Annotated in this window: 28 protein-coding genes; 14 read left to right on the forward strand and 14 right to left on the reverse strand. The window is 58.4% G+C overall.

Features of this window, described 5'->3' with window-relative positions; genetic code table 11:
* Positions 1-4 precede the first annotated feature (4 nt).
* The 9 genes from pabC to yceD form a co-directional block, all read right to left on the reverse strand.
* A complete protein-coding gene (gene pabC, locus ACF8MC_RS15930) occupies positions 5-802 on the reverse strand; it encodes an aminodeoxychorismate lyase (RefSeq protein ID WP_164104794.1) in 798 nt (265 codons plus the stop codon).
* Between the two features lie 145 nt (positions 803-947).
* Positions 948-2,189 carry a beta-ketoacyl-ACP synthase II gene (gene fabF, locus ACF8MC_RS15935; protein ID WP_033638042.1) on the reverse strand — a complete coding sequence of 414 codons (1,242 nt, stop codon included), beginning with the start codon at positions 2,187-2,189 and terminating at the stop codon, positions 948-950.
* Between the two features lie 82 nt (positions 2,190-2,271).
* The gene (gene acpP, locus ACF8MC_RS15940; RefSeq protein ID WP_004719003.1) at positions 2,272-2,508 is read right to left on the reverse strand and encodes an acyl carrier protein; all 237 of its coding nucleotides are present in this window, start codon (positions 2,506-2,508) and stop codon (positions 2,272-2,274) included.
* A 154-nt stretch (positions 2,509-2,662) separates the two neighbouring features.
* A complete protein-coding gene (gene fabG, locus ACF8MC_RS15945) occupies positions 2,663-3,397 on the reverse strand; it encodes a 3-oxoacyl-ACP reductase FabG (protein WP_016928193.1) in 735 nt (244 codons plus the stop codon).
* Positions 3,398-3,408: 11 nt separating this feature from the next.
* On the reverse strand, positions 3,409-4,338 hold the full coding sequence (fabD, locus tag ACF8MC_RS15950; RefSeq protein WP_033646444.1) for an ACP S-malonyltransferase: 930 nt from the start codon (positions 4,336-4,338) through the stop codon (positions 3,409-3,411).
* Positions 4,339-4,356: 18 nt separating this feature from the next.
* The gene (locus ACF8MC_RS15955; protein WP_025302411.1) at positions 4,357-5,310 is read right to left on the reverse strand and encodes a beta-ketoacyl-ACP synthase III; all 954 of its coding nucleotides are present in this window, start codon (positions 5,308-5,310) and stop codon (positions 4,357-4,359) included.
* A gap of 6 nt (positions 5,311-5,316) precedes the next feature.
* Complete coding sequence (gene plsX, locus ACF8MC_RS15960) at positions 5,317-6,351, reverse strand: phosphate acyltransferase PlsX (RefSeq protein ID WP_071883797.1); 1,035 nt, start codon at positions 6,349-6,351, stop codon at positions 5,317-5,319.
* Positions 6,352-6,362: 11 nt separating this feature from the next.
* Positions 6,363-6,530 carry a 50S ribosomal protein L32 gene (gene rpmF, locus ACF8MC_RS15965; protein ID WP_004927778.1) on the reverse strand — a complete coding sequence of 56 codons (168 nt, stop codon included), beginning with the start codon at positions 6,528-6,530 and terminating at the stop codon, positions 6,363-6,365.
* A 16-nt stretch (positions 6,531-6,546) separates the two neighbouring features.
* A complete protein-coding gene (yceD, locus tag ACF8MC_RS15970) occupies positions 6,547-7,068 on the reverse strand; it encodes a 23S rRNA accumulation protein YceD (RefSeq protein ID WP_004927780.1) in 522 nt (173 codons plus the stop codon).
* A 141-nt stretch (positions 7,069-7,209) separates the two neighbouring features.
* Between yceD and ACF8MC_RS15975 the strand changes: the two genes are divergently transcribed.
* Positions 7,210-7,791 (forward strand): nucleoside triphosphate pyrophosphatase, encoded by a 582-nt coding sequence (locus ACF8MC_RS15975; protein ID WP_128884684.1) that lies wholly within the window; start codon positions 7,210-7,212, stop codon positions 7,789-7,791.
* Between the two features lie 6 nt (positions 7,792-7,797).
* Here the strand turns inward: ACF8MC_RS15975 and rluC are convergent, their stop codons facing one another.
* Complete coding sequence (gene rluC, locus ACF8MC_RS15980) at positions 7,798-8,757, reverse strand: 23S rRNA pseudouridine(955/2504/2580) synthase RluC (RefSeq protein WP_033646448.1); 960 nt, start codon at positions 8,755-8,757, stop codon at positions 7,798-7,800.
* Positions 8,758-9,309: 552 nt separating this feature from the next.
* Between rluC and rne the strand changes: the two genes are divergently transcribed.
* On the forward strand, positions 9,310-12,690 hold the full coding sequence (rne, locus tag ACF8MC_RS15985; protein ID WP_164104793.1) for a ribonuclease E: 3,381 nt from the start codon (positions 9,310-9,312) through the stop codon (positions 12,688-12,690).
* A 62-nt stretch (positions 12,691-12,752) separates the two neighbouring features.
* On the opposite strand, the gene ACF8MC_RS15990 is transcribed toward rne, so the two are convergent.
* The gene (locus tag ACF8MC_RS15990) at positions 12,753-13,040 is read right to left on the reverse strand and encodes a putative quinol monooxygenase (RefSeq protein ID WP_033647446.1); all 288 of its coding nucleotides are present in this window, start codon (positions 13,038-13,040) and stop codon (positions 12,753-12,755) included.
* 213 nt (positions 13,041-13,253) lie between these two features.
* Here ACF8MC_RS15990 and pyrC point away from each other — a divergent pair, with 213 nt between their 5' ends.
* The 8 genes from pyrC (at position 13,254) to ACF8MC_RS16030 (ending at position 18,827) form a co-directional block, all read left to right on the forward strand.
* Positions 13,254-14,300, forward strand: coding sequence for a dihydroorotase (gene pyrC, locus ACF8MC_RS15995; RefSeq protein ID WP_047568077.1), 1,047 nt, complete (start codon positions 13,254-13,256; stop codon positions 14,298-14,300).
* Between the two features lie 75 nt (positions 14,301-14,375).
* Positions 14,376-14,615 (forward strand): DNA damage-inducible protein I, encoded by a 240-nt coding sequence (gene dinI / locus ACF8MC_RS16000; protein WP_019455849.1) that lies wholly within the window; start codon positions 14,376-14,378, stop codon positions 14,613-14,615.
* A gap of 130 nt (positions 14,616-14,745) precedes the next feature.
* Positions 14,746-15,024 (forward strand): hypothetical protein, encoded by a 279-nt coding sequence (locus tag ACF8MC_RS16005; RefSeq protein ID WP_033646451.1) that lies wholly within the window; start codon positions 14,746-14,748, stop codon positions 15,022-15,024.
* A gap of 201 nt (positions 15,025-15,225) precedes the next feature.
* Positions 15,226-15,480 (forward strand): biofilm formation regulator BssS, encoded by a 255-nt coding sequence (gene bssS / locus ACF8MC_RS16010; RefSeq protein WP_004927812.1) that lies wholly within the window; start codon positions 15,226-15,228, stop codon positions 15,478-15,480.
* Positions 15,481-15,621: 141 nt separating this feature from the next.
* Positions 15,622-16,737, forward strand: a complete 1,116-nt coding sequence (gene solA / locus ACF8MC_RS16015; RefSeq protein ID WP_041034628.1) for an N-methyl-L-tryptophan oxidase — start codon at positions 15,622-15,624, stop codon at positions 16,735-16,737.
* Positions 16,738-16,953: 216 nt separating this feature from the next.
* Positions 16,954-17,580, forward strand: a complete 627-nt coding sequence (locus ACF8MC_RS16020) for a LuxR C-terminal-related transcriptional regulator (protein ID WP_164104792.1) — start codon at positions 16,954-16,956, stop codon at positions 17,578-17,580.
* Between the two features lie 122 nt (positions 17,581-17,702).
* The gene (locus ACF8MC_RS16025) at positions 17,703-17,819 is read left to right on the forward strand and encodes a DUF2770 family protein (protein WP_033638034.1); all 117 of its coding nucleotides are present in this window, start codon (positions 17,703-17,705) and stop codon (positions 17,817-17,819) included.
* A gap of 3 nt (positions 17,820-17,822) precedes the next feature.
* Entirely contained in the window at positions 17,823-18,827 is a 1,005-nt protein-coding gene (locus ACF8MC_RS16030) for a zinc-dependent alcohol dehydrogenase family protein (protein ID WP_164104791.1), read from the forward strand.
* Here ACF8MC_RS16030 and ACF8MC_RS16035 read toward each other — a convergent pair.
* Positions 18,775-19,833 (reverse strand): AI-2E family transporter, encoded by a 1,059-nt coding sequence (locus tag ACF8MC_RS16035; RefSeq protein WP_033646455.1) that lies wholly within the window; start codon positions 19,831-19,833, stop codon positions 18,775-18,777. The two genes, ACF8MC_RS16030 and ACF8MC_RS16035, sit on opposite strands and share 53 nt — an antisense overlap.
* Positions 19,834-20,275: 442 nt before the next feature.
* Between ACF8MC_RS16035 and ACF8MC_RS16040 the strand changes: the two genes are divergently transcribed.
* Both ACF8MC_RS16040 and ACF8MC_RS16045 read left to right on the forward strand, forming a co-directional pair.
* Positions 20,276-20,830 carry a cytochrome b gene (locus tag ACF8MC_RS16040; RefSeq protein WP_004927830.1) on the forward strand — a complete coding sequence of 185 codons (555 nt, stop codon included), beginning with the start codon at positions 20,276-20,278 and terminating at the stop codon, positions 20,828-20,830.
* Positions 20,831-20,853: 23 nt separating this feature from the next.
* Positions 20,854-21,432, forward strand: coding sequence for a YceI family protein (locus ACF8MC_RS16045; protein WP_164104790.1), 579 nt, complete (start codon positions 20,854-20,856; stop codon positions 21,430-21,432).
* Positions 21,433-21,477: 45 nt separating this feature from the next.
* Here ACF8MC_RS16045 and ACF8MC_RS16050 read toward each other — a convergent pair whose 3' ends face one another.
* Both ACF8MC_RS16050 and ACF8MC_RS16055 read right to left on the reverse strand, forming a co-directional pair.
* The gene (locus ACF8MC_RS16050; protein WP_164104789.1) at positions 21,478-22,545 is read right to left on the reverse strand and encodes a rhodanese-related sulfurtransferase; all 1,068 of its coding nucleotides are present in this window, start codon (positions 22,543-22,545) and stop codon (positions 21,478-21,480) included.
* Positions 22,546-22,664: 119 nt separating this feature from the next.
* Positions 22,665-22,823 carry a hypothetical protein gene (locus tag ACF8MC_RS16055; RefSeq protein WP_033638031.1) on the reverse strand — a complete coding sequence of 53 codons (159 nt, stop codon included), beginning with the start codon at positions 22,821-22,823 and terminating at the stop codon, positions 22,665-22,667.
* Between the two features lie 261 nt (positions 22,824-23,084).
* Here ACF8MC_RS16055 and ACF8MC_RS16060 point away from each other — a divergent pair, with 261 nt between their 5' ends.
* Together ACF8MC_RS16060 and ACF8MC_RS16065 are read left to right on the forward strand one after the other, a co-directional pair.
* Positions 23,085-24,005, forward strand: a complete 921-nt coding sequence (locus ACF8MC_RS16060; protein ID WP_164104788.1) for a Kdo(2)-lipid IV(A) acyltransferase — start codon at positions 23,085-23,087, stop codon at positions 24,003-24,005.
* A gap of 101 nt (positions 24,006-24,106) precedes the next feature.
* Entirely contained in the window at positions 24,107-24,391 is a 285-nt protein-coding gene (locus ACF8MC_RS16065; protein ID WP_033655070.1) for a YciI family protein, read from the forward strand.
* Positions 24,392-24,504: the final 113 nt, after the last annotated feature.

Here is a 24,504-nt window from a genome sequence, read left to right on the forward strand (position 1 = left end):
ATGGTTAACAGTGTGGACGCAAAAAATCATACAGCTGGCGCGAAGCATAGCGCCATGATTGCGCAGCGTTTACCGGCAGCAGCGGCATCAGCGCATTGCTCACCAGGACTTCGTCGGCATCGGCCAGCGTCTCCAGCGGTTCACTGACGCAGTGCAGACGGTATTCCGAGCCCGCCAGCAGCGCGATCACCCGCCGCCGCATCAGGCCCGCGACGCCTGCCTGGCTCAGATCCGGGGTAAATACCGCTTTTCCCTTACGCCAGAACAAATTAGCCGCACAGCATTCCACCAGCATACCGGCAGTGTCAAGCACCAGCGCCTCGTCGGCGGCCGTCTGGTCAAGATGCGCGCGGATCAGCACCTGCTCCAGGCGGTTCAAATGCTTCAACCCCGCCAGCAACGGATTGCGCGCCAGCGCCACCGGGCTGAGCGCAAGCGTGATGCCCTGCTCGCGCCACTGCAAATAGTGCGCAGGGTAGCCGCTGCGGGCCACGATACGCGTCGGGTTTTCGCACCCCGTCGGGCTGTAACCCCGCCCGCCGCTGCCGCGCGTCAGTATCGCTTTGACCACGCCGAGCGGAATTGATTCGGCCGCCAGCGCCATCTCCCGCTCGAAAGCCAGCCAATCGGTGGCGGGCAGCATCAGCCGCTGCGCCGCTTGCTGCAGCCGCTCCAGATGCCAGGGCAGCAGCTCGATTTTACCATCGATAACCCGGGCAGTAGTAAAGCAGCCATCGCCGAACTGCAGGCCGCGATCGCTCGGCGCCAGCGCATCGTGGCGTTGTCCGTTAATCCAGTACATGCTTCCTCCTGTTGCCGGGTGATTTCATTACGCTCGCAGAATAGCAGGCGACGAGGCGATACGCAGCCCTGTTGGTGTCCAGACGATAGGCGTAAAAAAGCCCGGTTAAAAAACCGGGCTTTTCATCAGCTATCCACAGCGCGAGTTACACTCGGCGGAAGATCAGCGAGCCATTGGTGCCGCCGAAGCCGAAGGAGTTACACAGGCTGAACTCCATATCGCTGACCTGGCGCGCTTCGTGAGGCACGAAGTCCAGATCGCAACCTTCATCCGGGTTATCCAGGTTGATGGTTGGCGGTACCGCCTGATCGCGCAGCGCCAGCACGGTGAAGATAGACTCGATCGCGCCTGCCGCACCCAACAGGTGGCCAGTCATCGATTTGGTCGAGCTCACCAGCACGCGCTCTGCATCGGCGCCGAAGACGGATTTCACCGCCTGCGCTTCCGCCTGGTCGCCCGCCGGCGTAGAGGTGCCGTGCGCGTTGATGTAGCCGATTTGTGACGGGGTCACACCGGCGTCAAGCAGGGCATTTTCCATCGCCAGCGCAGCGCCTGCGCCGTTTTCCGGTGGCGACGTCATGTGATAAGCATCGCTGCTCATCCCAAAGCCCACCACTTCGGCGTAGATTTTCGCGCCGCGCTTTTTCGCGTGCTCGTACTCTTCCAGCACCATCATGCCGGCGCCGTCGCCCAGCACAAAGCCGTCGCGGTCTTTATCCCACGGACGGCTTGCCGCCTGCGGGTTGTCATTACGGGTGGACAGGGCGCGCGCTGCGCCAAAGCCGCCGACGCCCAATGGGGTGCTGGCTTTCTCTGCCCCACCGGCCAGCATCACGTCCGCATCATTGTAGGCAATGATACGCGCCGCATGGCCGATGTTGTGCACACCTGAAGTACAGGCGGTGGCGATGGAAATGCTTGGGCCACGCATGCCGTACATGATTGTCAGGTGACCGGCAATCATATTCACGATGGTGGATGGCACGAAGAACGGACTGATTTTCCGTGGGCCACCGTTAACCAGTGAACTGTGGTTTTCTTCGATCAAACCCAGGCCGCCGATGCCGGAACCGATCGCGGCTCCAATGCGGCTGGCGTTAGCCTCGGTGATGTCCAGGCCTGCATCCTGCATGGCTTGCATGCCGGCAGCGATACCGTACTGGATAAAGGCGTCCATCTTGCGCGCATCTTTGCGCGAGATGAAATCCTCGGAATTAAAATTCTTTACCAGGCCAGCAAACTTGGTCGCATAGGCAGTGGTATCGAAATGGTCGATCAGGCTGATGCCACTCTGACCGGCAAGAAGAGCGTTCCACGTGGACTCTACCGTATTGCCGACAGGAGACAACATGCCCAGTCCGGTCACAACTACTCGACGCTTAGACACGTTTGTCCTCCAGGGAGGGAAAAATATGACACTAGGGATAGAAAAAACTTAGGCGGTCGAGCGACCGCCTAGATATGTTCTCTTACTGCTGGCTAGCGTTGATGAAATCAATAGCTGCCTGAACAGTAGTGATCTTCTCAGCTTCTTCGTCTGGAATCTCGGTGTCGAATTCTTCTTCCAGTGCCATTACCAGCTCAACGGTGTCAAGAGAATCAGCGCCCAGATCTTCAACGAAAGAAGCGTTGTTCAAAACTTCTTCCTGTTTAACACCCAGTTGCTCAACAATGATTTTCTTAACGCGTTCTTCGATAGTGCTCATACTCTTAAATTTCCTATCAAAACTCGCTTTCGCGATGGTTTTCGTAGTGTATAAAATGCTGAAAAAGATGCAACTAAATCCCGGCTGGTCAAACCACGATTTTACGCTATTTTGCGGTTTTTGCCTCAAATAACGCAAATGGTTTTCACATTTTTTAAATCATGTACATGCCGCCATTGACATGTAACGTTTCACCGGTGATATAGCCGGCCTCATCAGAGGCCAAAAATGCAACAGCGCTGGCGATTTCTTTAGCATCGCCCAGCCGGTTGGCTGGAACTGATGACAAAATGCCTGCGCGTTGATCATCTGTCAACGCCCGTGTCATGTCCGTCTCAATAAAGCCAGGTGCCACGACGTTGACCGTAATGCCACGCGAAGCAACTTCACGTGCCAAAGATTTGCTAAAACCAATCAGACCGGCTTTAGCCGCCGCGTAGTTCGCCTGCCCTGCGTTCCCCATGGTGCCGACAACGGAACCGATGGTGATGATACGGCCAAACCGCTTTTTCATCATAGCGCGCATTACCGCTTTTGACAGGCGGAATACGGAAGTCAGGTTGGTGTCGAGGATATCCTCCCACTCATCATCCTTCATACGCATCAGCAGGTTATCACGCGTGATGCCGGCATTATTCACTAAAATGTCGATTTCGCCAAATTCGGCGCGAATCGATGCCAGCACGCTGTCGATAGATTGCGCATCAACAACGTTCAACATGAACCCTTTGCCGTTTGCGCCCAGGTAGCTGCTGATCGCTTCAGCGCCGCTCTCGCTGGTCGCGGTGCCGATCACTTTGGCGCCGCGTGCCACAAACGTTTCTGCAATAGCTCGGCCAATACCGCGGCTCGCGCCGGTGACCAGAACGATTTTACCTTCGAAGCTCATCATTTTCCTCTTTATTGTTCAAGCGCCGCCGACAGGCTGGCGGTGTCGTTCACCGCCGCAGCCGTCAGGGTGTCAACAATACGTTTAGTCAGACCGGTCAGCACTTTGCCCGGCCCCACTTCCAGCAGCGACGTCACTCCCTGTGCTGCGATAAATTCTACGCTCTCGGTCCAACGCACCGGGCTGTACAGCTGACGCACCAGCGCGCTGCGGATCGCTTCCGGATCGTTTTCGGTGCGCACGTCGACGTTGTTCACCACCGGCACCTGCGGCGCGTTGAAGGTGATGTCCTGCAGCGCCACGGCCAGCTTGTCGGCGGCCGGTTTCATCAGCGCACAGTGCGAAGGCACGCTCACCGGCAGCGGCAGCGCGCGCTTGGCGCCTGCGGCTTTGCAGGCGACGCCTGCGCGCTCAACCGCTTCTTTGTTGCCGGCGATGACCACCTGGCCCGGCGAGTTGAAGTTGACCGGAGAAACCACCTGCCCCTGCGCAGACTCTTCACACGCTTTGGCGATCGCGTCGTTGTCCAGACCGATGATGGCGTACATCGCGCCGGTGCCTTCCGGCACCGCTTCCTGCATCAGCTTGCCGCGCAGCTCGACCAGACGGATCGCCGCCTTGAAGTCCAGCACGCCGGCGCAGACCAGCGCCGAGTATTCGCCCAAGCTGTGGCCCGCCATCAGCGCCGGCGCTTTACCGCCCTGCTGTTGCCAAACGCGGAAAATCGCCACCGAGGCGGCCAGCAGAGCCGGTTGGGTCTGCCAGGTTTTGTTCAGCTCTTCCGCCGGGCCTTGCTGCACCAGCTGCCACAGGTCGTAACCCAGGGCGGAAGACGCCTCGCCGAAGGTTTCTTCGACGATCGGGAACTGTGCGGCCAACTCGGCCAGCATGCCAACGGTCTGCGACCCCTGGCCCGGGAAAACAAAAGCAAATTGCGTCATTTTTTCTTCCTGTCCAAATCAGAAACGAACCAGCGCCGAGCCCCAGGTAAAGCCGCCGCCGAAGGCCTCCAGCAGCACCAGTTGGCCACGCTGAATTCGCCCGTCGCGCACCGCTTCGTCCAGTGCGGAAGGCACCGAGGCGGCAGAGGTGTTGCCGTGACGATCGAGCGTCACCACCACTTTGTCCATCCCCATGCCCAGTTTTTTCGCCGTTGCGCTGATGATGCGCAGGTTGGCCTGGTGCGGCACCAGCCAATCCAGCTCGCTGCGGTCCATGTTGTTGGCCTGCAGCGTCTCGTCGACGATGCGCGCCAGCTCGGTAACCGCAACCTTGAAGACTTCGTTGCCCGCCATGGTGACATAGGCCGGCTTGTCTTGATTCTGGCGATCCTTGTACGGCAGCGTCAGCAGGTTGCCGTAGCTGCCGTCGGCATGCAGATGGGTAGACAGAATGCCCGGCGCTTCAGAAGCCCCCAGCACCACCGCCCCTGCGCCATCGCCAAACAGAATGATGGTGCCGCGATCTTCAGGATCCAGCGTGCGCGACAAGACGTCCGCGCCGATAACCAGCGCATGTTTGACCGCGCCGTTCTTCACGTACTGATCGGCCACGCTGAGCGCGTAAGTAAAGCCGGCACAGGCCGCGGCCAGATCGAACGCCGCGCAGTCTTTGATGCCCAGCATTTGCTGCACCAGGCACGCCGCGCTCGGGAACGCGTGAGTGGTCGTGGTGGTCGCCACGACGATCAGCCCAATGTCTTCTTTAGCCACACCTGCCATTTCCAGCGCTTTCTCAGCGGCCTGGAAGCTCATCGTCGCGACGGTTTCATCCGCAGCGGCGATGCGACGTTCGCGGATACCGGTACGCGTGACGATCCATTCGTCAGAGGTATCCACCATTTTTTCCAAATCAGCATTGGTGCGCACTTGTACGGGCAAATAACTCCCCGTACCGAGAATCTTTGTATACATGTACGATCAGTCACTCTTAGGTAATACAGCCTCAAGGCGCGCAGCAATCCTTTCCGGGACTTGCCGCTGCACCGCCTGCACAGCCTGTTCGATTGCGACTGCAAACGCGTGAGGGTTCGCAGCGCCGTGGCTCTTGACTACGGTGCTGCGCAATCCTAACAGACATGCGCCATTATACTGGTCGGGGTTCAGGTGGCCGAACCGCTTAACCACCCGTTTTTGCAACCAACGGCCCAACAATTTCAGCCACCACGCTCGCTTGTTGCCGTCGCCGGACGATTTCAGCAGCGATAAGAACACCCTGACCACCCCTTCCATGGTTTTCAGGGTGACGTTGCCCACGAAGCCATCGCACACCAACACGTCGGTCTTGCCGGTGAGCAGCTCGTTTCCTTCCAGGTAACCAATATAGTTGATTGCCGGAGTATTTTTTAGCACAGCGGCCGCTTCGCGGATATTATCCAGGCCTTTGGTCTCTTCTTCGCCAATATTCAGCAGCGCCACCCGCGGTTGCGCAATGCCGATCACCTCTTCCGCCATCACCGCGCCCATCACGGCAAACTGCACCAGCATGGTGCTGTCGCACTCGACGTTGGCGCCCAAATCCAGCACCACGGTTTTACTGCGTTGCTGATTCGGGATCGCCGTCATCAGCGCCGGGCGCTCGATGCCTTCCAGCGGCTTGACCAACAGCTTCGCCAATCCCATCAGCGCACCGGTATTGCCGGCGCTGACGCAGCCCTGCGCTTTACCGCTGCTGAGCTGCTCGAGCGCAATGCGCATCGACGTGCCGCGGCTGGCGCGTATCGCTTGTGAAGGTTTGGCGTCGCCGGCGATCACGGACTCGGCGGGCACGACTTGCAGACGCTCCAGAAGAACCGGATCGGCGTGGGCAAGCAAAGGGGAGATGACGTCGGGATTGCCGACCAGCAGGAGATGAAGCTGTAAATTAGAGGCCAGTGCCTGCAACGAAGCAGGCACTGTGACGCAGGGACCGAAGTCCCCGCCCATTGCATCTAACGCCAGGGTTAGACGAGTCAAGGTATCGCTACTTAGCCGATAACCTTGCGACCGCGGTAGAAACCGTCGGCAGTGATGTGGTGACGACGGTGAGTTTCACCGGATACTTTGTCTACAGACAGAGTAGTCGTGGTCAGAGCATCGTGAGAACGACGCATGCCACGCTTGGAACGGGTTGGTTTATTCTGTTGTACGGCCATGGACCTTACTCCTCAATTACTTACGCTTTAAACTGGCTAATACGGCAAACGGATTCGGTTTCTCCGCCTCGGGAGGCAGTTGGCCAAATACCATGTCCGCTTCGGACACTTCACAGTGTTCAGATTCATGTACCGGAACGACAGGCAGTGAAAGAATAATTTCGTCTTCAATCATCGCCAACAGATCGACTTCGCCAAACTCGTCAACTTCGATCGGTTCGTACGCTTCCGGTAATGCCTCAGCCTGCTCATCATTGACGACCGGGCTAAAACAATATGTTGTGTGAACCTGATGTTCGAACGGGACTCCACAGCGTTGGCACATCAACGTTACCGTGACGTCCGCATGCCCTGTTATCACCGCGAGGCGTTGATTGTCGATATTGAACGACAACGACACCTCGACATCACTGTCCACACTGACCACGGAGTCGGCAACACGAGTAACCTGCTCAGGCGCATAGACACCAGCATAGTCCAGGCGTTTCTGAGCGGTACGTACCGCATCAATGGTCAAGGGTAATTTTACCTTTTGCATAGGGCGCGCATATTAACTTTGTAACGACATAGAGTCAAAGAAAAAGGCCGTAAAACGGCTCCTTTCACCAATATTCGCTTCCACAGCGGCCGACAGTTTAAAATGCCATACCCATTTACGCTACGGTTTGCGAAAAAAATTATGCAGAGATTGCTTTTAGCCTCCACCTCACCCTATCGAAAAATGCTGCTGGAGAAGTTACGGCTGCCCTTCGACTGCGCCGCACCCGAGGTGGATGAAACCCCACTGCCGGGCGAAAGCGCCGAAGCGCTGGTGCTGCGCCTGGCGGCGGCGAAGGCTCAGGCGCTGGCCCTCGCCTATCCCGAGCATCTGATCATCGGCTCCGATCAGGTCTGCGTGATCGATGGCAACATCACCGGCAAGCCCCATACCGAGGAAAACGCCCGGGCGCAGCTGCGCCAGGCCAGCGCCCAAGCCGTAACCTTCTATACCGGCCTGGCGCTGTACAACGGCCGCAGCAAGCAGCTGCAGGCCCTGTGCGAGCCGTTCCACGTGCATTTTCGCGCGTTGAGCGAAGCTGAGATCGCCGCCTATGTACGTCTGGAGCAACCGCTGAACTGCGCGGGCAGTTTCAAGAGCGAGGGATTGGGGATCGCGCTGTTCGACAGGTTGGAAGGCCGGGACCCGAACGCCCTGATCGGCCTGCCGTTGATCGCGCTGTTGGACATGTTGCGGGCTGAAGGCATCAACCCGCTGCTCTGACGCGGATTACTTGGCCACCTGCCGGCGCAGCACCTGCAGGCAGTGGCGCAGCTCTTGGTCCATCGGCGCTTCGATGCGCATCGTTTCGCCGGTGGCCGGATGCTCGAAGCGCAGCGCCGCGGCGTGCAGGAACAACCGCTTCAGGCCGGTACCCGCCAGCTGGCGATCGAACTCGCGGTCGCCATAGCGATCGTCAAAGGCGATCGGATGCCCGGCATGCAGCGTGTGCACGCGGATCTGGTGAGTGCGCCCAGTGATCGGGCTGGCCTTCACCAGCGTGGCGAATTCGTAACGCTCTTCCACCTTGAAGCGGGTTTCCGAAGGCTTGCCTTCGCTGCTGACGCGCACGATGCGTTCGCCGCTTTGCAGAATGTTTTTCAGCAGCGGCGCCTGTACGGCCTTGCAGTGGGATTGCCACTGGCCGCGCACCAGCGCCAGATAATCCTTCTGCATGCCCTTCAGCCGCAGCTGCTCGTGCAGCGAACGCAGCGCGGAACGCTTCTTGGCCACCAGCAGCACGCCTGAGGTGTCGCGATCCAGACGGTGCACCAGCTCGAGGAAGCGGGCTTCCGGGCGCAGCGCGCGCAGCCCTTCGATCACGCCGAAGCTCAGGCCGCTGCCGCCGTGCACCGCGGTGCCGGAAGGCTTGTTGAGGATCAGCAGGTGGTCGTCTTCATACAGAATGCAATCGGCCAGCGCGGCTACCTTATCCAGCTTGGCCGACACCGGCGTCTCTTCGCGCTCGGCCACCCGCACCGGCGGCACGCGCACCACGTCGCCGGCCGCCAATTTGTATTCGACCTTGATGCGCCCTTTATTGACCCGCACCTCGCCTTTGCGCACGATGCGATAAATCATGCTCTTCGGCACGCCTTTCAGGCGAGCGAGCAGAAAGTTGTCGATTCTCTGACCGGCTTCGTCGTCGGAAATCGTGATGAATTGTACTGCTGGATTGTTCGTTTTCATGGTGCGGGATTCTAAATAGAGCGCGTGAATAGCGCCACATCTTTTTCTGTGCTTAACTGTCTCTCTGACGGCGGGCGAAACCCCAGCGGACAATAAGGCAGCAAGCCGGTTTGAACGTTTGCGATTTCTTCCGCAGTTAAGGAAAAGTCACCTTGCTATAACGGCATCAGCAGTGGAATAATGCAGTCACTTTCCGCGTTGATTCTCGTTAAACAGGGAAAACGGTGGAATTATAAAATTTGTCTGATCGCGCAAAAACGCAGCAATGGCGTAAGACGTAATGCGAAATCAAACAATTAGCGGGCTGCGGGTTGCAGCTTGGCCGGCAAATGGAATCAGATCTGTCGACGTAAATCAGAGGCTATTCCCCTAGTAAAAGTGCTGTCTTTCACAAAGAAAAGCAGGCTTACCGAGATAATGCGCCCCTATGCAGGCGACAACCGTGAGGTTGACGGCTTTGCGAGAAGACACGGGGCTTTCGGTTTAACTCCGGCCATGAGGTTATTTTGCCCGCAGCTTTGTCGATAATGTAAAAATAACGAGTAAGTTAAGATGAAAAGAATGTTGATTAACGCAACTCAGCAGGAAGAGTTGCGTGTTGCCCTCGTAGATGGACAGCGGCTGTATGATTTGGATATCGAAAGTCCGGGTCATGAGCAGAAAAAAGCGAATATTTACAAAGGCAAAATCACCCGCATTGAACCAAGTCTTGAAGCAGCGTTCGTGGACTACGGCGCAGAACGACATGGTTTCCTCCCTCTTAAAGAAATCGCCCGCGAATACTTCCCTAGCAATTACTCTTCCCATGGCCGCCCGAACATCAAAGATGTGCTGCGCGAAGGCCAGGAAGTCATCGTTCAGGTAGACAAAGAAGAACGTGGCAACAAAGGCGCCGCCTTGACCACCTTCATCAGTCTCGCGGGCAGTTATCTGGTGCTGATGCCGAACAACCCGCGCGCCGGCGGTATTTCCCGCCGCATCGAGGGTGACGATCGCACCGAGCTGAAAGAAGCGCTCTCCTCGCTGCAACTGCCGGACGGCATGGGCCTGATCGTTCGCACCGCGGGCGTAGGCAAATCCGCCGACGCACTGCAGTGGGATCTCTCCTTCCGCCTGAAGCACTGGGAAGCGATTAAAAAAGCCGCCGAAGGCCGCCCCGCGCCGTTCCTGATCCACCAGGAAAGCAACGTTATCGTGCGCGCCTTCCGCGATTACCTGCGCCCGGACATCGGCGAAATCCTGATCGACAACCCGAAAATTCTCGATCTGGCCAAAGAGCACATCGCTGCGCTGGGCCGCCCGGATTTCAGCAGCAAAATCAAACTGTACAGCGGTGAAATCCCTCTGTTCAGCCACTACCAGATCGAATCGCAGATCGAATCCGCCTTCCAGCGTGAAGTGCGCCTGCCGTCCGGCGGCTCGATCGTCATCGACAGCACCGAAGCGCTGACCGCCATCGACATCAACTCCGCCCGCGCCACCCGCGGTGGCGACATCGAAGAGACGGCGTTCAACACCAACCTGGAAGCGGCGGACGAGATCGCTCGCCAGCTGCGCCTGCGTGACCTTGGCGGCCTGATCGTCATCGACTTCATCGACATGACGCCGGTTCGCCACCAGCGCGAAGTGGAAAACCGCCTGCGCGATGCCGTGCGCCAAGACCGCGCGCGCATCCAGATCGGCCGCATTTCCCGTTTCGGCCTGCTGGAAATGTCCCGTCAGCGCCTCAGCCCGTCGCTGGGCGAATCCAGCCACCACGTGTGCCCACGCTGTAACGGCACCGGCACCATTCGCGACAACGAATCGCTGGCGCTGTCCATCCTGCGCCTGATCGAAGAAGAAGCGCTGAAGGAAAACACCAAAGAAGTTCACGCTATCGTGCCGGTTCAGGTTGCTTCGTACCTGCTGAACGAAAAGCGCGAATCCGTCAGCGCGATCGAAAAACGTCAGGGTGGCGTGAAAGCCGTCATCGTGCCTAACGATGAAATGCAAACCCCGCACTACTCGGTGCTGCGCGTGCGCAAGGGCGAGGAAACCTCTACCCTCAGCTACCTGCTGCCGAAGCTGCACGAAGAAGACATGGAGCGCCCGCTGGAAGACGCGCCGATGGAACGCAAGCGTCCGGAGCAACCGGCCCTGGCTTCCTTCTCCCTGTCCGCCGATGCGCCACCGCCGGCTCAAGAACCTGTCGCCGTGGCCAAGCCTGCCGCTGCCGCCGCCAAAGCTAAAGCCGCAGCGCCGGCCGCCGCCAAGCCGGGCTTCCTGGGCCGCCTGTTCGGTGGTCTGAAGAGCCTGTTCGCCGGTGAGGAACAACCTGCCGTCGAAGAAACCAAACCGGCCGAAACGCCGAAGGCGGAAAGCAACGGTGAAAACCGTCGTCAGGATCGTCGCGGTCAGCGTCGCCAAGGCACCGGCCGTAAAGAGCGCGGTGAGCGTGGCGACCGTCCGGAACGCGGCGAGCGTAAAGAGCGCGGTGAAGGCCGTGACAATCGCGAGCGCGACAACCGTGAGCCGCGTGAGAACCGCGAAGGCCGTGAATCGCGTGAATCCCGCGATGAACAGCGCCGTAACCGCCGCAACCAGCAGCAGAACGCGCCGGTAGCGGAGGAATCCGCTTCGGAAGAAAGCGCTAAAGCGCCGCGCGAAGATCAGCAGCAACGCCGTGAGCAGCGTGCTGAACGCCAGCGTCGTCGTCAGGAAGAAAAACGTCAGGCGCAGCAGGAAGTGAAAGCGCTGGAAAGCGTTGAAGCGGTCGAGAGCACCGACGAAGAGCAGGAAGAACGCCAGCAGCAGAACATGCAGCGCCGCCAGCGCCGCCCTCTGTCGCAGAAGGTGCGCATCCTGTCCGCGGAAGAAGAACTGCAGCGTGCAGCGGAAGAGCTGTTGGCGCCGAAAGCGCCGGTAGCGAAAGCCGAAGTCGCGCAGCCGACCGCCGACGACAGCGTCAAGCTGCTGCCGGAAACCGTTGCCGCACAGCCGGAAGACGATGCCCAGGGCGAAAACCGTGGCAACGGCGAAGGCATGCCGCGCCGTTCCCGTCGTTCACCGCGTCACCTGCGCGTCAGCGGCCAGCGTCGCCGTCGTTACCGCGATGAGCGTTACCCGCTGCAGTCCCCAATGCCGCTGGCGGGCGCGTTCGCTTCGCCGGAAATGGCATCGGGCAAAGTCTGGGTAAGCTACCCGGTTGCTCAGGTTGAAGAAGCCGAAGTGCAGGCCGAAGCCGTAGAAGTAGAACAGGCAGCGGCACCGGTTGTCGCCGCAGCGGTTGAACAGCACAGCGTTGCCGTGGAAGAAACTCAGGCTGCGGCCAGCGTCAACGAGCCGGCACCAGAAGCCGCCGTTGAAACTGCGGCCGTTACCGTAACGGAAGAAGCTGCAGCCGTAGCGCCTGTCGTTGCCACCCCGGCCGAGGAAACCCCGACGCTGGTGGAAGCCGCGCCGGCACCTGCCGCAGTTGAAGAACCGAAAGCGGAAGAGACTGCCCCGGCAGTGGAAGCCGAGCCGGTAGCTGAAACCGTTGCGGCAGAACCTGTGGTTGAAGCCAAGCCGGTGGAAGACGAGCCTGTGGTCGACGCTGCGCCGGCAGAAGCTGCGCAAGCGGAAGAAACGCCAGTGGCAGAAGCAGCGCCTGCGCCAGCCGCCGTGGAAGCCGCTCCGGTCGAAAAAGCCCCGGCGCCAATCGCCGCAGAACCTGCGCCTGTGGTTTCTCAGCAGCCGGCACCGGTGAAAGCCGTGCAGGACGTACTGTACAAACACATCGCCACTGCGCCGATGACCAAAGCGCCTGCGCCGGCCTACGTGCCGGAAGAACGCAAGCACAGCGACTGGCAGCGCCCTTCCTTCAACTTTGAAGGCAAAGGCTCGGCAGGCGGCCATTCGGCGGTGAGCCAGGCCACCGCGCCGGCCACCAAGCCGCAGCCGGTTAACGAATAAGTTAATCTGCAGCTCTAAAAAAAACCCGCCATCGGCGGGTTTTTTCTTGCCTGCAAAAAGGCTCAGGCTATCTTTTTCAGTTTTTTGATGTCTAAAACATCCAACTTGCCGTCAAGCCGGCTGACGAACTGCTGAAAATGCGCCGTCTCATTATGCTTATCCAGCGCTTCGCTGCTGGCCCAACGCTCAAAGAACACGAAAACGCCCGGCTTTTCCAGATCGCGATGCAAATCATATTGCAGGTTGCCCAACTCCTGGCGGCTCGGCTCGAGAATGTCGTGCACCGCTTCGCTGACGGCGTCTTCAAATCCCGCTTTCGCTTGCAGGGTGGCGATAACGCGTACTTCCATTGCTTTCTCCCTTTCCACTTGATGAAAGTCGACGGTATTGGCGTCGGCATCGTTGAAATCCCTGTTACTATGCGCCCGCCGCGCTATTGATTTCAACTTGTCGCCAACAAACAGATGCATCTCAGGCGCTTTCCGCTTATCCTTACACCCCGGCGTGAATAAACCCATTATTCGCTTTTCATTAGACGTATTTGACCGCCGGAGCCTAGCTAGATGACCGCACAACCTCAAGTTCTGAAAATCCGCCGCCCAGACGACTGGCATATCCACCTGCGTGACGACGAGATGCTGAAAACGGTGGTGCCCTATACCAGCCAGGTATTTGGCCGGGCGATCGTGATGCCGAACCTGGTTCCGCCCGTAACGACCGTGGCCGCCGCGCGCGCCTACCGCGATCGCATTCTGGCGGCGGTCCCGCAGGGTCACAACTTCACTCCGCTGATGACCTGCTATCTGACCAACTCTCTGGCGGCCAGTGAACTGGTCAACGGCTTTGAGCAAGGGGTGTTTACTGCCGCCAAGCTGTATCCGGCCAACGCCACCACCAACTCCAGCCACGGCGTCAGCGACGTGACCGGCATTTACCCGCTGTTCGAACAGATGCAAAAAATCGGCATGCCTTTGCTGATCCACGGCGAAGTGACCGACCCTGCCGTCGATATCTTCGACCGCGAGGCGCGCTTTATCGAGCAGGTGATGGAACCGATCCGCCAGCAGTTCCCGGAGCTGAAGATCGTCTTCGAGCACATCACAACCAAAGAAGCGGCGCAATATGTGCAGGCAGGCAATCGTTTCCTCGGCGCCACCATCACGCCGCAGCACCTGATGTTCAACCGCAACCACATGCTGGTCGGCGGCATTCGCCCACACCTGTTCTGCCTGCCGATCCTCAAGCGCAATGTCCATCAGGAAGCGCTGCGTCAGGCGGTCGCCAGCGGCTCGGATCGTTTCTTCCTCGGTACCGACTCCGCGCCGCACCTCAAGCATCGCAAAGAGTCCAGCTGCGGCTGCGCCGGCTGTTTCAACGCGCCGAATGCCATCCCGGCTTACGCCGCGGTGTTCGAACAGCTCGGCGCGCTGGCGCACTTTGAGGCCTTCTGCTCGCTCAACGGCCCGCGTTTCTATGGCCTGCCGCTCAACGAAGACTTCATCGAGCTGCAGCGCGTGCCGACCACCCAGCCGGAAGAGATCGCCCTGGGCAATGAATCCGTGATCCCCTTCCTGGCCGGTGAAACCCTGAACTGGTCGCTGAAAGACTGATATTTTTTCTTCGCCCTCTTGCCCCCGCACTCGGTTAACTGTATAAATAAACAGTAAATCGCTTCGGGGGCAATTATGCGTGTTGAAGTCACTATAGATAAAACCCGGCCGCTGCCGTCGGGCGCCATTGAGGCGCTGACCGGTGAACTGGGCAAACGGGTCAATCGCCAGTTTCCAGACGCCGTCGTGCACGTACGTTATGCCGGCACCAACGGGCTCTCCGTGCTGGGGGGCGCCAAAACCGACCGGGATCTGATCGAGGAAATCCTTCAGGAAACCTGGGAAAGCGCGGACGAGTGGTTCAGCGCAGAATAACACTGCAATGCTGTTTTTGCCGGGGGTCGCTCTCCGGCTTTTTTGTTTCTGGCGCCCAGCCCATTCATCGCTTACCCTTACTCTGGAACAAAATCCGCCTCAGCGCTGTATTTAACGCAAAGGAGTAAGCATGGCCCCGGACAAGGTGAAATCCGAAGACGCAATGACGTTTGGCGAACTGCTGGCGTTGATTGCCGATCAGAAAAGGCGCTTGAACGTACTGGAAGTGGCTTTCTCTTATCTGGCCTTCAGCCTGGATGACAAAGCCAACCAGCGGCTGATCCACAGCCTGAAGCTGGAATCGCACAGCCAGAATCGCGACGCCGAAACGCAAAAGCATTTCGCCCATTTGGCCGAAGAGCTGGAAAAATGTCTGTATGGTGCATCGCCACCTGCCGACGCGGAATAACGCGCCGCGCTGTACTCACCCACTGCAACACATACAAATTTGTAGAATAATTGCTCAAATAAATATTTATTTTGCAAATTTTGGTGACACCCCCCTCCACCGATGAAAGCGGATGCGTATACTGTAATTGCTCTCATGATGATGAGCCGCATTGATCCTCGTTAGTCACTCACGGTAGTTACTACTCAATAAGGGGTCTTTATGGACAGAAATGATGAAGTAATTCAGACGCACCCGCTTGTCGGTTGGGATATCAGTACTGTCGACGTTTACGACGCCATGATGATACGCCTTCATTACCTGTCTTCACTAGACCAAACGCCCGAAGAAGCCCAAGTAGACAGAACGCTTTGGCTGACCACAGATGTCGCCCGTCAATTAATCAATATCTTAGAGGCCGGCATCGCCAAGATTGAAGCTACGGATTATCAGGATCTTGATCGCAGAAAACATTGATTCATCGTCCCCTAACCCCTAAGGCGCCGCGCCCCATTCCCGGCGCCTTTTTCTTTGCCTTTCGCCGTTCAATCAGTGCATTGCGCCCGCCAACCTTTTATCATGGGGCGATAAGAAATCGCTATCAGAGAGGGTCGGCACGTGGAATATGATTTGATTGTGGTGGGCAGCGGTTCAGTCGGCGCAGCGGCAGGGTATTACGCAACCCGCGCCGGCTTGAAAGTGCTGATGATCGACAGCGCCATTCCCCCGCACCGCAACGGCAGCCATCACGGCGATACCCGCATCATCCGTCACGCTTACGGCGAAGGTGAAAAGTACGTGCCGCTGGTGCTGCGCGCGCAGGCGTTGTGGAATGCGCTGATTCAACATTCCGGCGAGGAACTGTTCCAGTCGTGCGGCGTACTCAACCTGGGGCCGCAGCACTCCGAATTCATTCGCAATGCTCAGCAGAGCGCGCAAAAATTCCGCCTGAACGCGCAAACCCTCAGCGCCGAACAGATTGCTCAACGCTGGCCGGAATTCCGCACGCCGGAAGGTTACGTCGGCGTTTTCGAGCCGGACGCCGGCTTCCTGCGTTCCGAACTGGCGGTGGCCAGCCTGATCAAGCTGGCGAAAGAGGCCGGCTGCAGCCAGTTGTTCAACTGCCCGGTCAGCGCGGTGGAGCCTATCGATGGCGGCGTTGCAGTCGTCACCGGCGAAGGGCGCTTCACGGCGCGAAAAGCGGTGGTCACCGCCGGCACCTGGGTGAAAGCGCTGTTGCCGCAGCTGCCGGTTGCGCCATTGCGCAAGGTATTCTCCTGGCATCAGGCGGATGGCCGCTACAGCGTGAACAATCGCTTCCCGGCCTTTACCGTTGAAGCGCAAGACGGCACGCACTATTACGGCTTCCCGGCGGATAACGACGGCCTGAAAGTGGGCAAACACGACGGTGGCCAGCCGATGGATGCCCCCGAGCAGCGTAAACCTTTCGGCAGCCACGCCAGCGACGGCACCGAAGTCTTCACCTTCCTGCGGCAGTTTTTACCGGGTGTAGGCGTATGTTTACACGGCGAAGCCTGCAGTTATGACATGAGCCCCGACGAGGACTTTATTATCGATACCCTGCCGGAGTGCGATCGTCTGATGGTCATCAGCGGATTGAGCGGCCACGGCTTCAAGTTCGCCAGCGCACTGGGCGAGATTGCCGCGCTGTTCGCGCAGGACAAAGCGCCGCCGGTCGACGTCTCCAGCTTTGGTCTGAAACGATTTAGCTAAGCAAAGGCTGTCGCTGTCCTGGTTCCCGTCGAGCCCTGGGCAGCGAAATCCGACGGTTACAATTTCTTAACCTGCTAACTCTTTTAAATACCAAGTAAAAATTCTTATAACGGAAATTTCTTGCATTCAGCAGTTGAATTTCCGAATTGAACACTTGCAGTGTAAGTCCTATTTTACAGAAGATATGCTCCATCGGCTTTCAACAAGGACGTCACCATGAAACTACTTGTCGTGGACGAATGCTGCTTCACCCGGGTCGGTATAGCCAGCTACTTTGCTGATAGTGGGATTACGACGATCAAGTGCTGCCACAGCATTGAGTGCGCTACGCCGCTGTTGGCCAGCTTTCAGCCGAGCCACATTCTGGTGAACCTCAGCAACCAGTGCCGCTATAACGAAGCGGACGCACAGCTGCTGGCGTTTATGGAGGCCAGCCAGTCTGCCTTGATGTTTATCTATCTCGATACGCCTTACCCTTATAGCGAAACGCCAATGCGCATCGCCGATAACGCGTTTCTGTTCAATAAAAGCATTCTGCCGCTCACCTTGCGCACGCTGCGCGAAAATCCGCTGGCGCTGGCCGATGACGGCGAAGAGCGTTCCCTGTTCAGCCCGCAGGAACTGACGGTGATGAAATATTGGATGGCGGAGATGCCCAACTACCGCATCGCGAAAAAGCTGCAAATTAGCTCGCATACGGTGTACGTGCACAAGCGCCACATCACGGAGAAGATCTACGCGCGCAACCGGCTGGAATTCTACTCGTTGTATAACGTGCTGCGTTATTTCTACCCGCCGAACACGCCTACGAACTCGACGCCGTTGGCGCTGCTGGCGGTATGACATCAAGCCTGCGATAACGCAGGCTTTTTTATCGCCATTCTTCCAGCACTCATGCGCGGCGCGCTATAAAAGACGCCGAGAAAAGGACTATAATCAAAGGTCTCTTTCTTCTGGCGGCTGAAATGTTAAACCGAATACTGGCGGCTATCGTCAACAACGTGCGTGAGCACCTGGTGCTGTATCTTTGCCTGTGGCTGGTGCTGCTGGCGCTGGATGTCTACTTTTTCTTCGTGCTGTAACCCATGCCGTCGTCATTTCCCCGATTGAGCTTCAACCGCTTCGGCGATCCCGCCCAGGTGCTGACGCTGCAGCAGGTGAACAGGCCGCCGCTGCGCCCCGGCCGGCTGCTGCTGCAGATGCGCTATGCCCCGATCAATCCTTCCGACCTGATCCCGATTCACGGCCAATACGCGCACCGTATCGCCCTGCCGCAGGTGCCGGGCTATGAAGGCGCAGGCGTCATCGTCGATCCGCAGAGCGGGCGCTCGACCGGCCGACGCGCGCTGGCGGTAGCGGGTGACGGCAGTTGGCAAACCTTCGTCACGCTGCCTGAGGATCGGGTGGTGTGGGTGCCGGACGACATCGACGACAACGACGCGGCACAGATTTACATCAACCCGCTCACCTGCTGGGTGCTGCTGACGCAATGGCTGCCGCTCAACGCCGGCGACGTGCTGCTGCTCAACGGCGGCGGCTCCGCCGTTAGCCTGCTGTTGGCGCAGCTGACGGCGCTGCGTGGTATTCGTCTGGCGGTGGCGGTGCGCAACGCCGCCCATCGCCAGGCGCTGCTGGCCGCCGGCGCCTGGCGCGTTATCGAAGCGCCGCAGCTGGCGCAGATGACCCATTTTGGCGCCCGCGCCGCCATCGACTGCATCGGCGGAGAAGACGGATTGCAGCTGGCGCGAGCGGTTCGCTCCGGCGGCGATTTCGTGGCGCTGGGCCTTTTAGGCGGGCGCCAGGTGGACTGGCGGCGCGTAGTGGATGAGTTAAAGCTGCGCGCTTCGCTGTTCCACCTGCGTAAATGGAATGCGCATGCGGCGCCGGCGCAGTGGCAAACGGCGTTTTATCAGCTATTCCAGCTGCTGCGCCGCGGCCAGCTGGCGCTGCGCCCGCCCGCCGCGATTTACCCTCTGCATCAGTACGCAGCGGCGCTGCAACACGCCGCGCAGCCCGGCGTCAACGGAAAAATCTTCCTCACTCCGGCGCCGCCGGAGGCTGGCGCGGCGGGCGGCCGTCCCCCAGGATAACCGCCAGCCGATAGCCGCCCTCGGTGGTCTCCAGCGCGATGCGCGCCACGATCGTCAGCGGCACCGACAGCAACATGCCCACTGGGCCGAGCAGCCAACCCCAAAAGATCAGCGACAGGAACACCACCAGCGTCGACAGCCCCAGCCCGCGCCCCATCACCCGCGGTTCGAGGATATTGCCGATCACCATGTTGACAGCGATAAAGCCGCCCGCCACCACCAACGCATCGCCCAATCCGTTGAACAGCAGCGCCTGAATCAACGGTGGAATGGCGGCCAATACCGAGCCGATATTGGGGATATAGTTGAGCAGAAACGCCAGCAGCCCCCAGATAAAGGCGAAGCGCACCCCGACCGCCGCCAGGAAGATCCAGACGATCACGCCGGTGGCCAGGCTGATGATGGTTTTAATCACCAGATAGCGCGTCACGCCGTCCAGCGCCCGCCGCATCGCGGCGAGGCCTTCGTTCGGCTTATCCAACGCCTGCTGCAGCTTATAAGGCAGCAGCTGCACTTCAAACAGCATAAACACCACGGTCATCAGCAGCAGGAAGACGTTGGTCATGGCGCCAGACAGGTGCCCCAACATGCGGGTAACCAGATTCATCGCCGCGCTGGGATCGACATACTGCAGCATCGCTTCGCTGGAGAGGCTGATATTGAAGCGATCGGCGTAATGCTGCAGCTCGCGCAGTTTCTCGATCATCATGCCGCGGTACTGCGGCAGCGAGCGGGCGAACTCGTTCAGCGAAGCGCCCAGCATGCCGATAAACAGCATCACGACCACGATCACCGCCGTCACCAGCAGCGTCACCCCAAGGATGCGCGGCACCCGGCGGCGTTCCAGCATCGTCACCAGCGGGTTCAGCACCATGGCGAGGAATACCGCCAGTAGAAACGGCACCACGATGTCGGCGGCGGCTTTCACCCCGGCCAAAATGATCACCAACATCGCCAACAGGACGGCCAAACGCAGGCTGCTGTCGGTTACTCGGGTTCGGCCCATGACGTTTCCTTGTTATTTCACTGGGTTAACCGGCCACAAAGAGCCGACTCTTGGCGCTAATGGTAGCAAAGTCGGCCGTCACGCCGCAGAGGATTTAGCGTAACCGTTCGAATAATTTAATCTTTCCGCCCTGCTCTTCGCCGCAAGAAATAGGCATAACCTTTGCCAACCAATAATCCCGCCCAGCAATCCATGAACGGTTTACGTAAAATGACAAAAGCTGACATTAATAGATAATAAGCCTAATTTTCAACAACTAGCATAATCGCCACGTGAAAGAAATCATATCATCTTCAACGATTTATCTGATGAACTACGAACATCTCAAACAAATTCACTGACTAATATTTCTAAGAAGTAACATAGTTAAATTTATTATTGATTTTATGTTTCCTAAAGTTTAATTATTGCAGCCAGCCAATCGGTAATCGAAGGAAACAGGATGCTCTGGAAAAATACCGCCGATCGTTTCGGCCATGTGTCAGTGTTGATCCACTGGCTGGTGGCGCTGACGGTGTACGGCATGTTCGCCCTCGGCCTGTGGATGGTCACGCTGGGCTATTACGACGTCTGGTACCACCAGGCGCCGGAGATCCACAAAAGCATCGGCACGCTGCTGTTCATCGTGATGGTGATCCGCGTGATCTGGCGCTTTGTCTCGCCGCCGCCCAAGCCTCTGGCCAGCTATGGCCGCCTCACTCGCGTCAGCGCCATTCTCGCGCATCTGGCGCTGTACGCCGTGCTGTTCGGCATTCTGATCAGCGGCTATCTGATCTCGACCGCCGACGGCCAACCGATTAGCGTATTCGGCTGGTTCGACGTGCCCGCCACCGTGACCGGCATGGCGGAACAGGCCGACACCGCCGGCGCCATACACCTTTACCTGGCCTGGGCCGTGGTAGTGCTCTCGGTACTGCACGGGCTGGCCGCGCTTAAACATCACTTTATCGATCGTGATGTCACTTTGAAACGGATGCTGGGTAGCAGCGCCGATTAACCTTTGGATTTATGGAGATTGCTATGTTGAAAAAGACCGTATTGGGCCTGACCGCAGGCGCCCTGCTGCTGAGCGCCGGTTCCGCACTGGCGGCGGACTACAAGATCGACAAACAGGGCCAGCACGCCTTTATCGAGTTCCGCATCCAGCACCTGGGTTACAGCTGGCTGTACGGCAGCTTTAAAGACTTTGACGGCGGCTTCACCTTCGACGAAAAAGATCCGTCCAAGGACAAAGTCAACGTGACCATCAATACCGCCAGCGTCGACACCAACCACGCCGAGCGCGACAAGCACCTGCGCAGCGCCGAGTTCCTCAACGTGGAGAAGAACAAACAGGCCAAGTTTGAATCCACCGAAGTGAAGAAAAGCGGCGAAGGTTATGCTGTGGTCGGCAACCTGACGCTGAACGGCGTGACCAAACCGGTTACGCTGGACGCCAAACTGATTGGCCAGGGCAACGATCCGTGGGGCGGCTACCGCGCCGGCTTTGAAGCCAACGGCAAAATCAAGCTGAAAGATTTCGGCATCACCACCGATCTGGGCCCGGCGTCGCAAGACGTTGAGCTGATCATCTCCGTAGAAGGCGTGCGCGAGAAATAAGTAAAAAAGCCCGGCTTGGCGGCCGGGCTTCTCATTTCCTCAGGCTCAGCGGGCTGGGCCTTCTTCTTCCGGTGCCGGAATGTGCATCGTAGTCTGCAACAGGCCTTTCGACTTATTGAAGATCTTGACGCCGTTTTCACGGCCTGCACGGCGCGCGCGCTGCTCTTCGCGCGGCAGCTTCAGCTCTTCGCGGCAAATTTCACTGCAGCACCCTTCAAACTTGGTGGCGCAGCTCGGGCACTGAATGAACAGCAGGTGGCAACCGTCGTTTTTGCAGTTGGTGTGGGTGTCGCACGGCGCCCCGCACTGGTGGCAGTTGGCGATCACATCGTCGGAAATGCGCTCGCCCATGCGCTCATCGAACACGAAGTTTTTGCCGATAAACTTCAGCGGCAGCCCCTGCTCTTTCGCTTTGCGGGCGTACTCGATGATCCCGCCTTCCACGTGGTAGATGTTTTTAAAGCCGTTGTGCAGCATATAGGCGCTGGCTTTTTCACAGCGAATGCCGCCGGTGCAGTACATGACGATGTTTTTGTCTTTGCTGTCCTGCAGCATCTCCACCGCCATCGGCAGCTGATCGCGGAAGGTATCCGACGGCACCTCGATGGCGTTTTCGAAGTGACCGACTTCGTACTCATAGTGGTTGCGCATGTCGACGAACACCGTATTCGGATCGTCGATCATCTGATTGACGCGATCGGCCTGCAGATATTCGCCGACGTTGCTTGGGTCAAAGCTCTCGTCATCGATGCCGTCGGCCACGATGCGCTCGCGCACCTTGAGGCGCAGCACCCAGAAGGATTTGCCGTCGTCTTCGAGCGCGATATTCAGGCGAACCTGATCCAGCGCCGGGTGCGAGGCGAACAGCGCGGCTTTGAACGCGTCGAAGTTATGCTGCGGCACGCTGATCTGCGCGTTGATGCCCTCTTTCGCCACGTAGATGCGGCCGAACACCTTCAATTTTTCGAACTGAACGTACAGGCTGTCGCGAAACGCTTTGGGATCGTCGATGGAGAAATATTTGTAAAAAGAAACTGTGGTGCGCGGCTCGGTTTCCGCCAGCATGCGCGCCTTCAGTTCCTCATTAGAAATTCGGTTATGTAACACTGGCATGGTGTACTTTCCTGTCTTTCGGGAGGTGACTGATTATCGCGCGCAGCCTGCCGGCCCGCGCGCGGCGCACATCATACCCGAAAAACCGCCGCCGCGCAGCCCTGGCGCAAACGCCCCGTTCAGCGTCCGCCGCCTTCGGTAAACGCGGAAGCCAGCATACCAAGCGCCATCATCACGCCGGCGAGCGCCAATATCGCGTTCACCTGCAGATGCGCGCCGACGCTGCCGACCGCCGCGCCCAAAACCAGCAGCCCCGCACTGATCCATGGTGCCAACATATTTACCCTCTGAATAATTACCAGCAATAATATCGCCATTATCTTTGGCAGGAAAGATTGTGGAAAAATTCGGCATTCGATGCATATTTAACGCCCAAAAAGGGATTTTAATGCGTTGTGTTTTCCTGGATCGCCAGAAAAATGCCACAATAGTCGCAAACAAACGGCAGAAACGAACCTTGCCGCCGAGCTCACCCGGCTGCCAGACCATGCTATGACTCTGTCATTACACTTAAACAACCGTATTCAAACAGAGAACCCATGACTCAAGTTCCTACTTTCAATCGTTCCTTATTGCACCCGCACTACTGGCTGACCTGGGTCGGCATCGGCTTGCTGTATCTGCTGGTGTTGCTGCCTTATCCCGTCATCTACTGGCTCGGCACCTCGATTGGGCGATTTTCCATGCGCTTTCTCAAGCGACGCGTCGCTATCGCCCAGCGTAACCTCGAGCTCTGTTTTCCCGACATGCCGCAGGCCGAACGCGATGCGCTGGTGGTAAAGAATTTCGAATCGGTCGGCATGGGGCTGTTTGAAACCGGCATGGCGTGGTTCTGGCCCAACTGGCGCATCGAGCGCTGGTTCAAGGTCAGCGGCCTGGAGCACATCCAAAAGGCCCGCGACAACCAGCAGGGCGTGTTGCTGATTGGCCTGCACTTTTTGACGCTGGAGCTGGGCGCGCGCATCTTCGGCATTCACAACCCGGGCATCGGCGTTTACCGCCCGCACGACAACAAGCTGATGGACTGGCTGCAAACCTGGGGCCGCATGCGTTCCAACAAATCGATGCTGGATCGCAAAGACATCAAAGGCATGATCCGCGCCCTGAAACAGGGCGATATCATCTGGTATGCGCCGGATCACGACTACGGCCCGCGCAGCAGCGTATTCGTGCCGCTGTTCGCGGTAGACAAAGCCGCCACCACCACCGGCAGTTACGTGCTGGTGCGGATGGGCAAACCGGCGATCATTCCGTTCACCCCGCGCCGCCTGCCGGACGGCAAAGGCTATGAGCTGATCATGCAGCCGGCGGTGGAAAACTTCCCGCTGGATAACGAACTCGATGCCGCCGCCTTTATGAATAAAGTGGTGGAAAAAGAGATCCTGATGGCGCCGGATCAATATATGTGGCTGCATCGCCGCTTCAAGACCCGCCCGGAAGGCGAGCCTTCGCTCTACTGATAAAGCAAACCCGCCGCCGGCGGGTTTTTTATTGCGCGCCTCTTGAGAATCGACAGCGAGGGTGGGATGGTAAAGCCTTTGCCGCCAACCCCGGAGCCGCCATGTACATTGTCAGCCTGACCTACCATCGCCCGATCGCCGACGTCGACAGCCACCTTGACGGGCACATCGCCTGGCTTAAGAAATATTTTCAGGACGGCACCTTCATCGCCTCCGGCCGCAAGAATCCCCGCACCGGCGGCGTGATCCTGGCCAAGGGCATTGAACGCGCGCGGCTGGACGCCATCCTGGCCGAAGATCCATTCAACGCCGTGGCTCACTACGAGGTCACTGACTTTAGCGCCACCACCACCGCCGCCGGTTTCGAGGCGCTGGCCGGCCTATAAAACGCTGAAAATTCCGCGCGCCAAGCGCGGAATAAGGTTTAAGCGTCATTTTTAAAACTTTATTTCATTTTTCGCCCTATTCCCGTCCTCTGGTTTGCCGTAGCCGCGCCGGC

The organism is Serratia sp. LACPHL-BACT-2024-00286 (assembly GCF_043109535.1).
Taxonomy (GTDB): domain Bacteria; phylum Pseudomonadota; class Gammaproteobacteria; order Enterobacterales; family Enterobacteriaceae; genus Serratia; species Serratia sarumanii.

What these genes read in the sequence shown, in the direction of transcription:
- ACF8MC_RS16035 (WP_033646455.1), bottom strand. Translation starts at nt 19,833, where the DNA reads ATGGGCCGAACCCGAGTAACCGACAGCAGCCTGCGTTTGGCCGTCCTG.
- pabC (WP_164104794.1), bottom strand. Translation starts at nt 802, where the DNA reads ATGTACTGGATTAACGGACAACGCCACGATGCGCTGGCGCCGAGCGAT.
- rne (WP_164104793.1), top strand. Translation starts at nt 9,310, where the DNA reads ATGAAAAGAATGTTGATTAACGCAACTCAGCAGGAAGAGTTGCGTGTT.
- ACF8MC_RS15990 (WP_033647446.1), bottom strand. Translation starts at nt 13,040, where the DNA reads ATGGAAGTACGCGTTATCGCCACCCTGCAAGCGAAAGCGGGATTTGAA.
- ACF8MC_RS16040 (WP_004927830.1), top strand. Translation starts at nt 20,276, where the DNA reads ATGCTCTGGAAAAATACCGCCGATCGTTTCGGCCATGTGTCAGTGTTG.
- dinI (WP_019455849.1), top strand. Translation starts at nt 14,376, where the DNA reads ATGCGTGTTGAAGTCACTATAGATAAAACCCGGCCGCTGCCGTCGGGC.
- ACF8MC_RS16060 (WP_164104788.1), top strand. Translation starts at nt 23,085, where the DNA reads ATGACTCAAGTTCCTACTTTCAATCGTTCCTTATTGCACCCGCACTAC.
- ACF8MC_RS16045 (WP_164104790.1), top strand. Translation starts at nt 20,854, where the DNA reads ATGTTGAAAAAGACCGTATTGGGCCTGACCGCAGGCGCCCTGCTGCTG.
- rpmF (WP_004927778.1), bottom strand. Translation starts at nt 6,530, where the DNA reads ATGGCCGTACAACAGAATAAACCAACCCGTTCCAAGCGTGGCATGCGT.
- ACF8MC_RS16065 (WP_033655070.1), top strand. Translation starts at nt 24,107, where the DNA reads ATGTACATTGTCAGCCTGACCTACCATCGCCCGATCGCCGACGTCGAC.
- fabD (WP_033646444.1), bottom strand. Translation starts at nt 4,338, where the DNA reads ATGACGCAATTTGCTTTTGTTTTCCCGGGCCAGGGGTCGCAGACCGTT.
- bssS (WP_004927812.1), top strand. Translation starts at nt 15,226, where the DNA reads ATGGACAGAAATGATGAAGTAATTCAGACGCACCCGCTTGTCGGTTGG.
- ACF8MC_RS16020 (WP_164104792.1), top strand. Translation starts at nt 16,954, where the DNA reads ATGAAACTACTTGTCGTGGACGAATGCTGCTTCACCCGGGTCGGTATA.
- ACF8MC_RS16050 (WP_164104789.1), bottom strand. Translation starts at nt 22,545, where the DNA reads ATGCCAGTGTTACATAACCGAATTTCTAATGAGGAACTGAAGGCGCGC.
- ACF8MC_RS16025 (WP_033638034.1), top strand. Translation starts at nt 17,703, where the DNA reads ATGTTAAACCGAATACTGGCGGCTATCGTCAACAACGTGCGTGAGCAC.
- ACF8MC_RS16005 (WP_033646451.1), top strand. Translation starts at nt 14,746, where the DNA reads ATGGCCCCGGACAAGGTGAAATCCGAAGACGCAATGACGTTTGGCGAA.
- fabG (WP_016928193.1), bottom strand. Translation starts at nt 3,397, where the DNA reads ATGAGCTTCGAAGGTAAAATCGTTCTGGTCACCGGCGCGAGCCGCGGT.
- rluC (WP_033646448.1), bottom strand. Translation starts at nt 8,757, where the DNA reads ATGAAAACGAACAATCCAGCAGTACAATTCATCACGATTTCCGACGAC.
- yceD (WP_004927780.1), bottom strand. Translation starts at nt 7,068, where the DNA reads ATGCAAAAGGTAAAATTACCCTTGACCATTGATGCGGTACGTACCGCT.
- acpP (WP_004719003.1), bottom strand. Translation starts at nt 2,508, where the DNA reads ATGAGCACTATCGAAGAACGCGTTAAGAAAATCATTGTTGAGCAACTG.
- pyrC (WP_047568077.1), top strand. Translation starts at nt 13,254, where the DNA reads ATGACCGCACAACCTCAAGTTCTGAAAATCCGCCGCCCAGACGACTGG.
- ACF8MC_RS15955 (WP_025302411.1), bottom strand. Translation starts at nt 5,310, where the DNA reads ATGTATACAAAGATTCTCGGTACGGGGAGTTATTTGCCCGTACAAGTG.
- ACF8MC_RS16055 (WP_033638031.1), bottom strand. Translation starts at nt 22,823, where the DNA reads ATGTTGGCACCATGGATCAGTGCGGGGCTGCTGGTTTTGGGCGCGGCG.
- ACF8MC_RS16030 (WP_164104791.1), top strand. Translation starts at nt 17,823, where the DNA reads ATGCCGTCGTCATTTCCCCGATTGAGCTTCAACCGCTTCGGCGATCCC.
- ACF8MC_RS15975 (WP_128884684.1), top strand. Translation starts at nt 7,210, where the DNA reads ATGCAGAGATTGCTTTTAGCCTCCACCTCACCCTATCGAAAAATGCTG.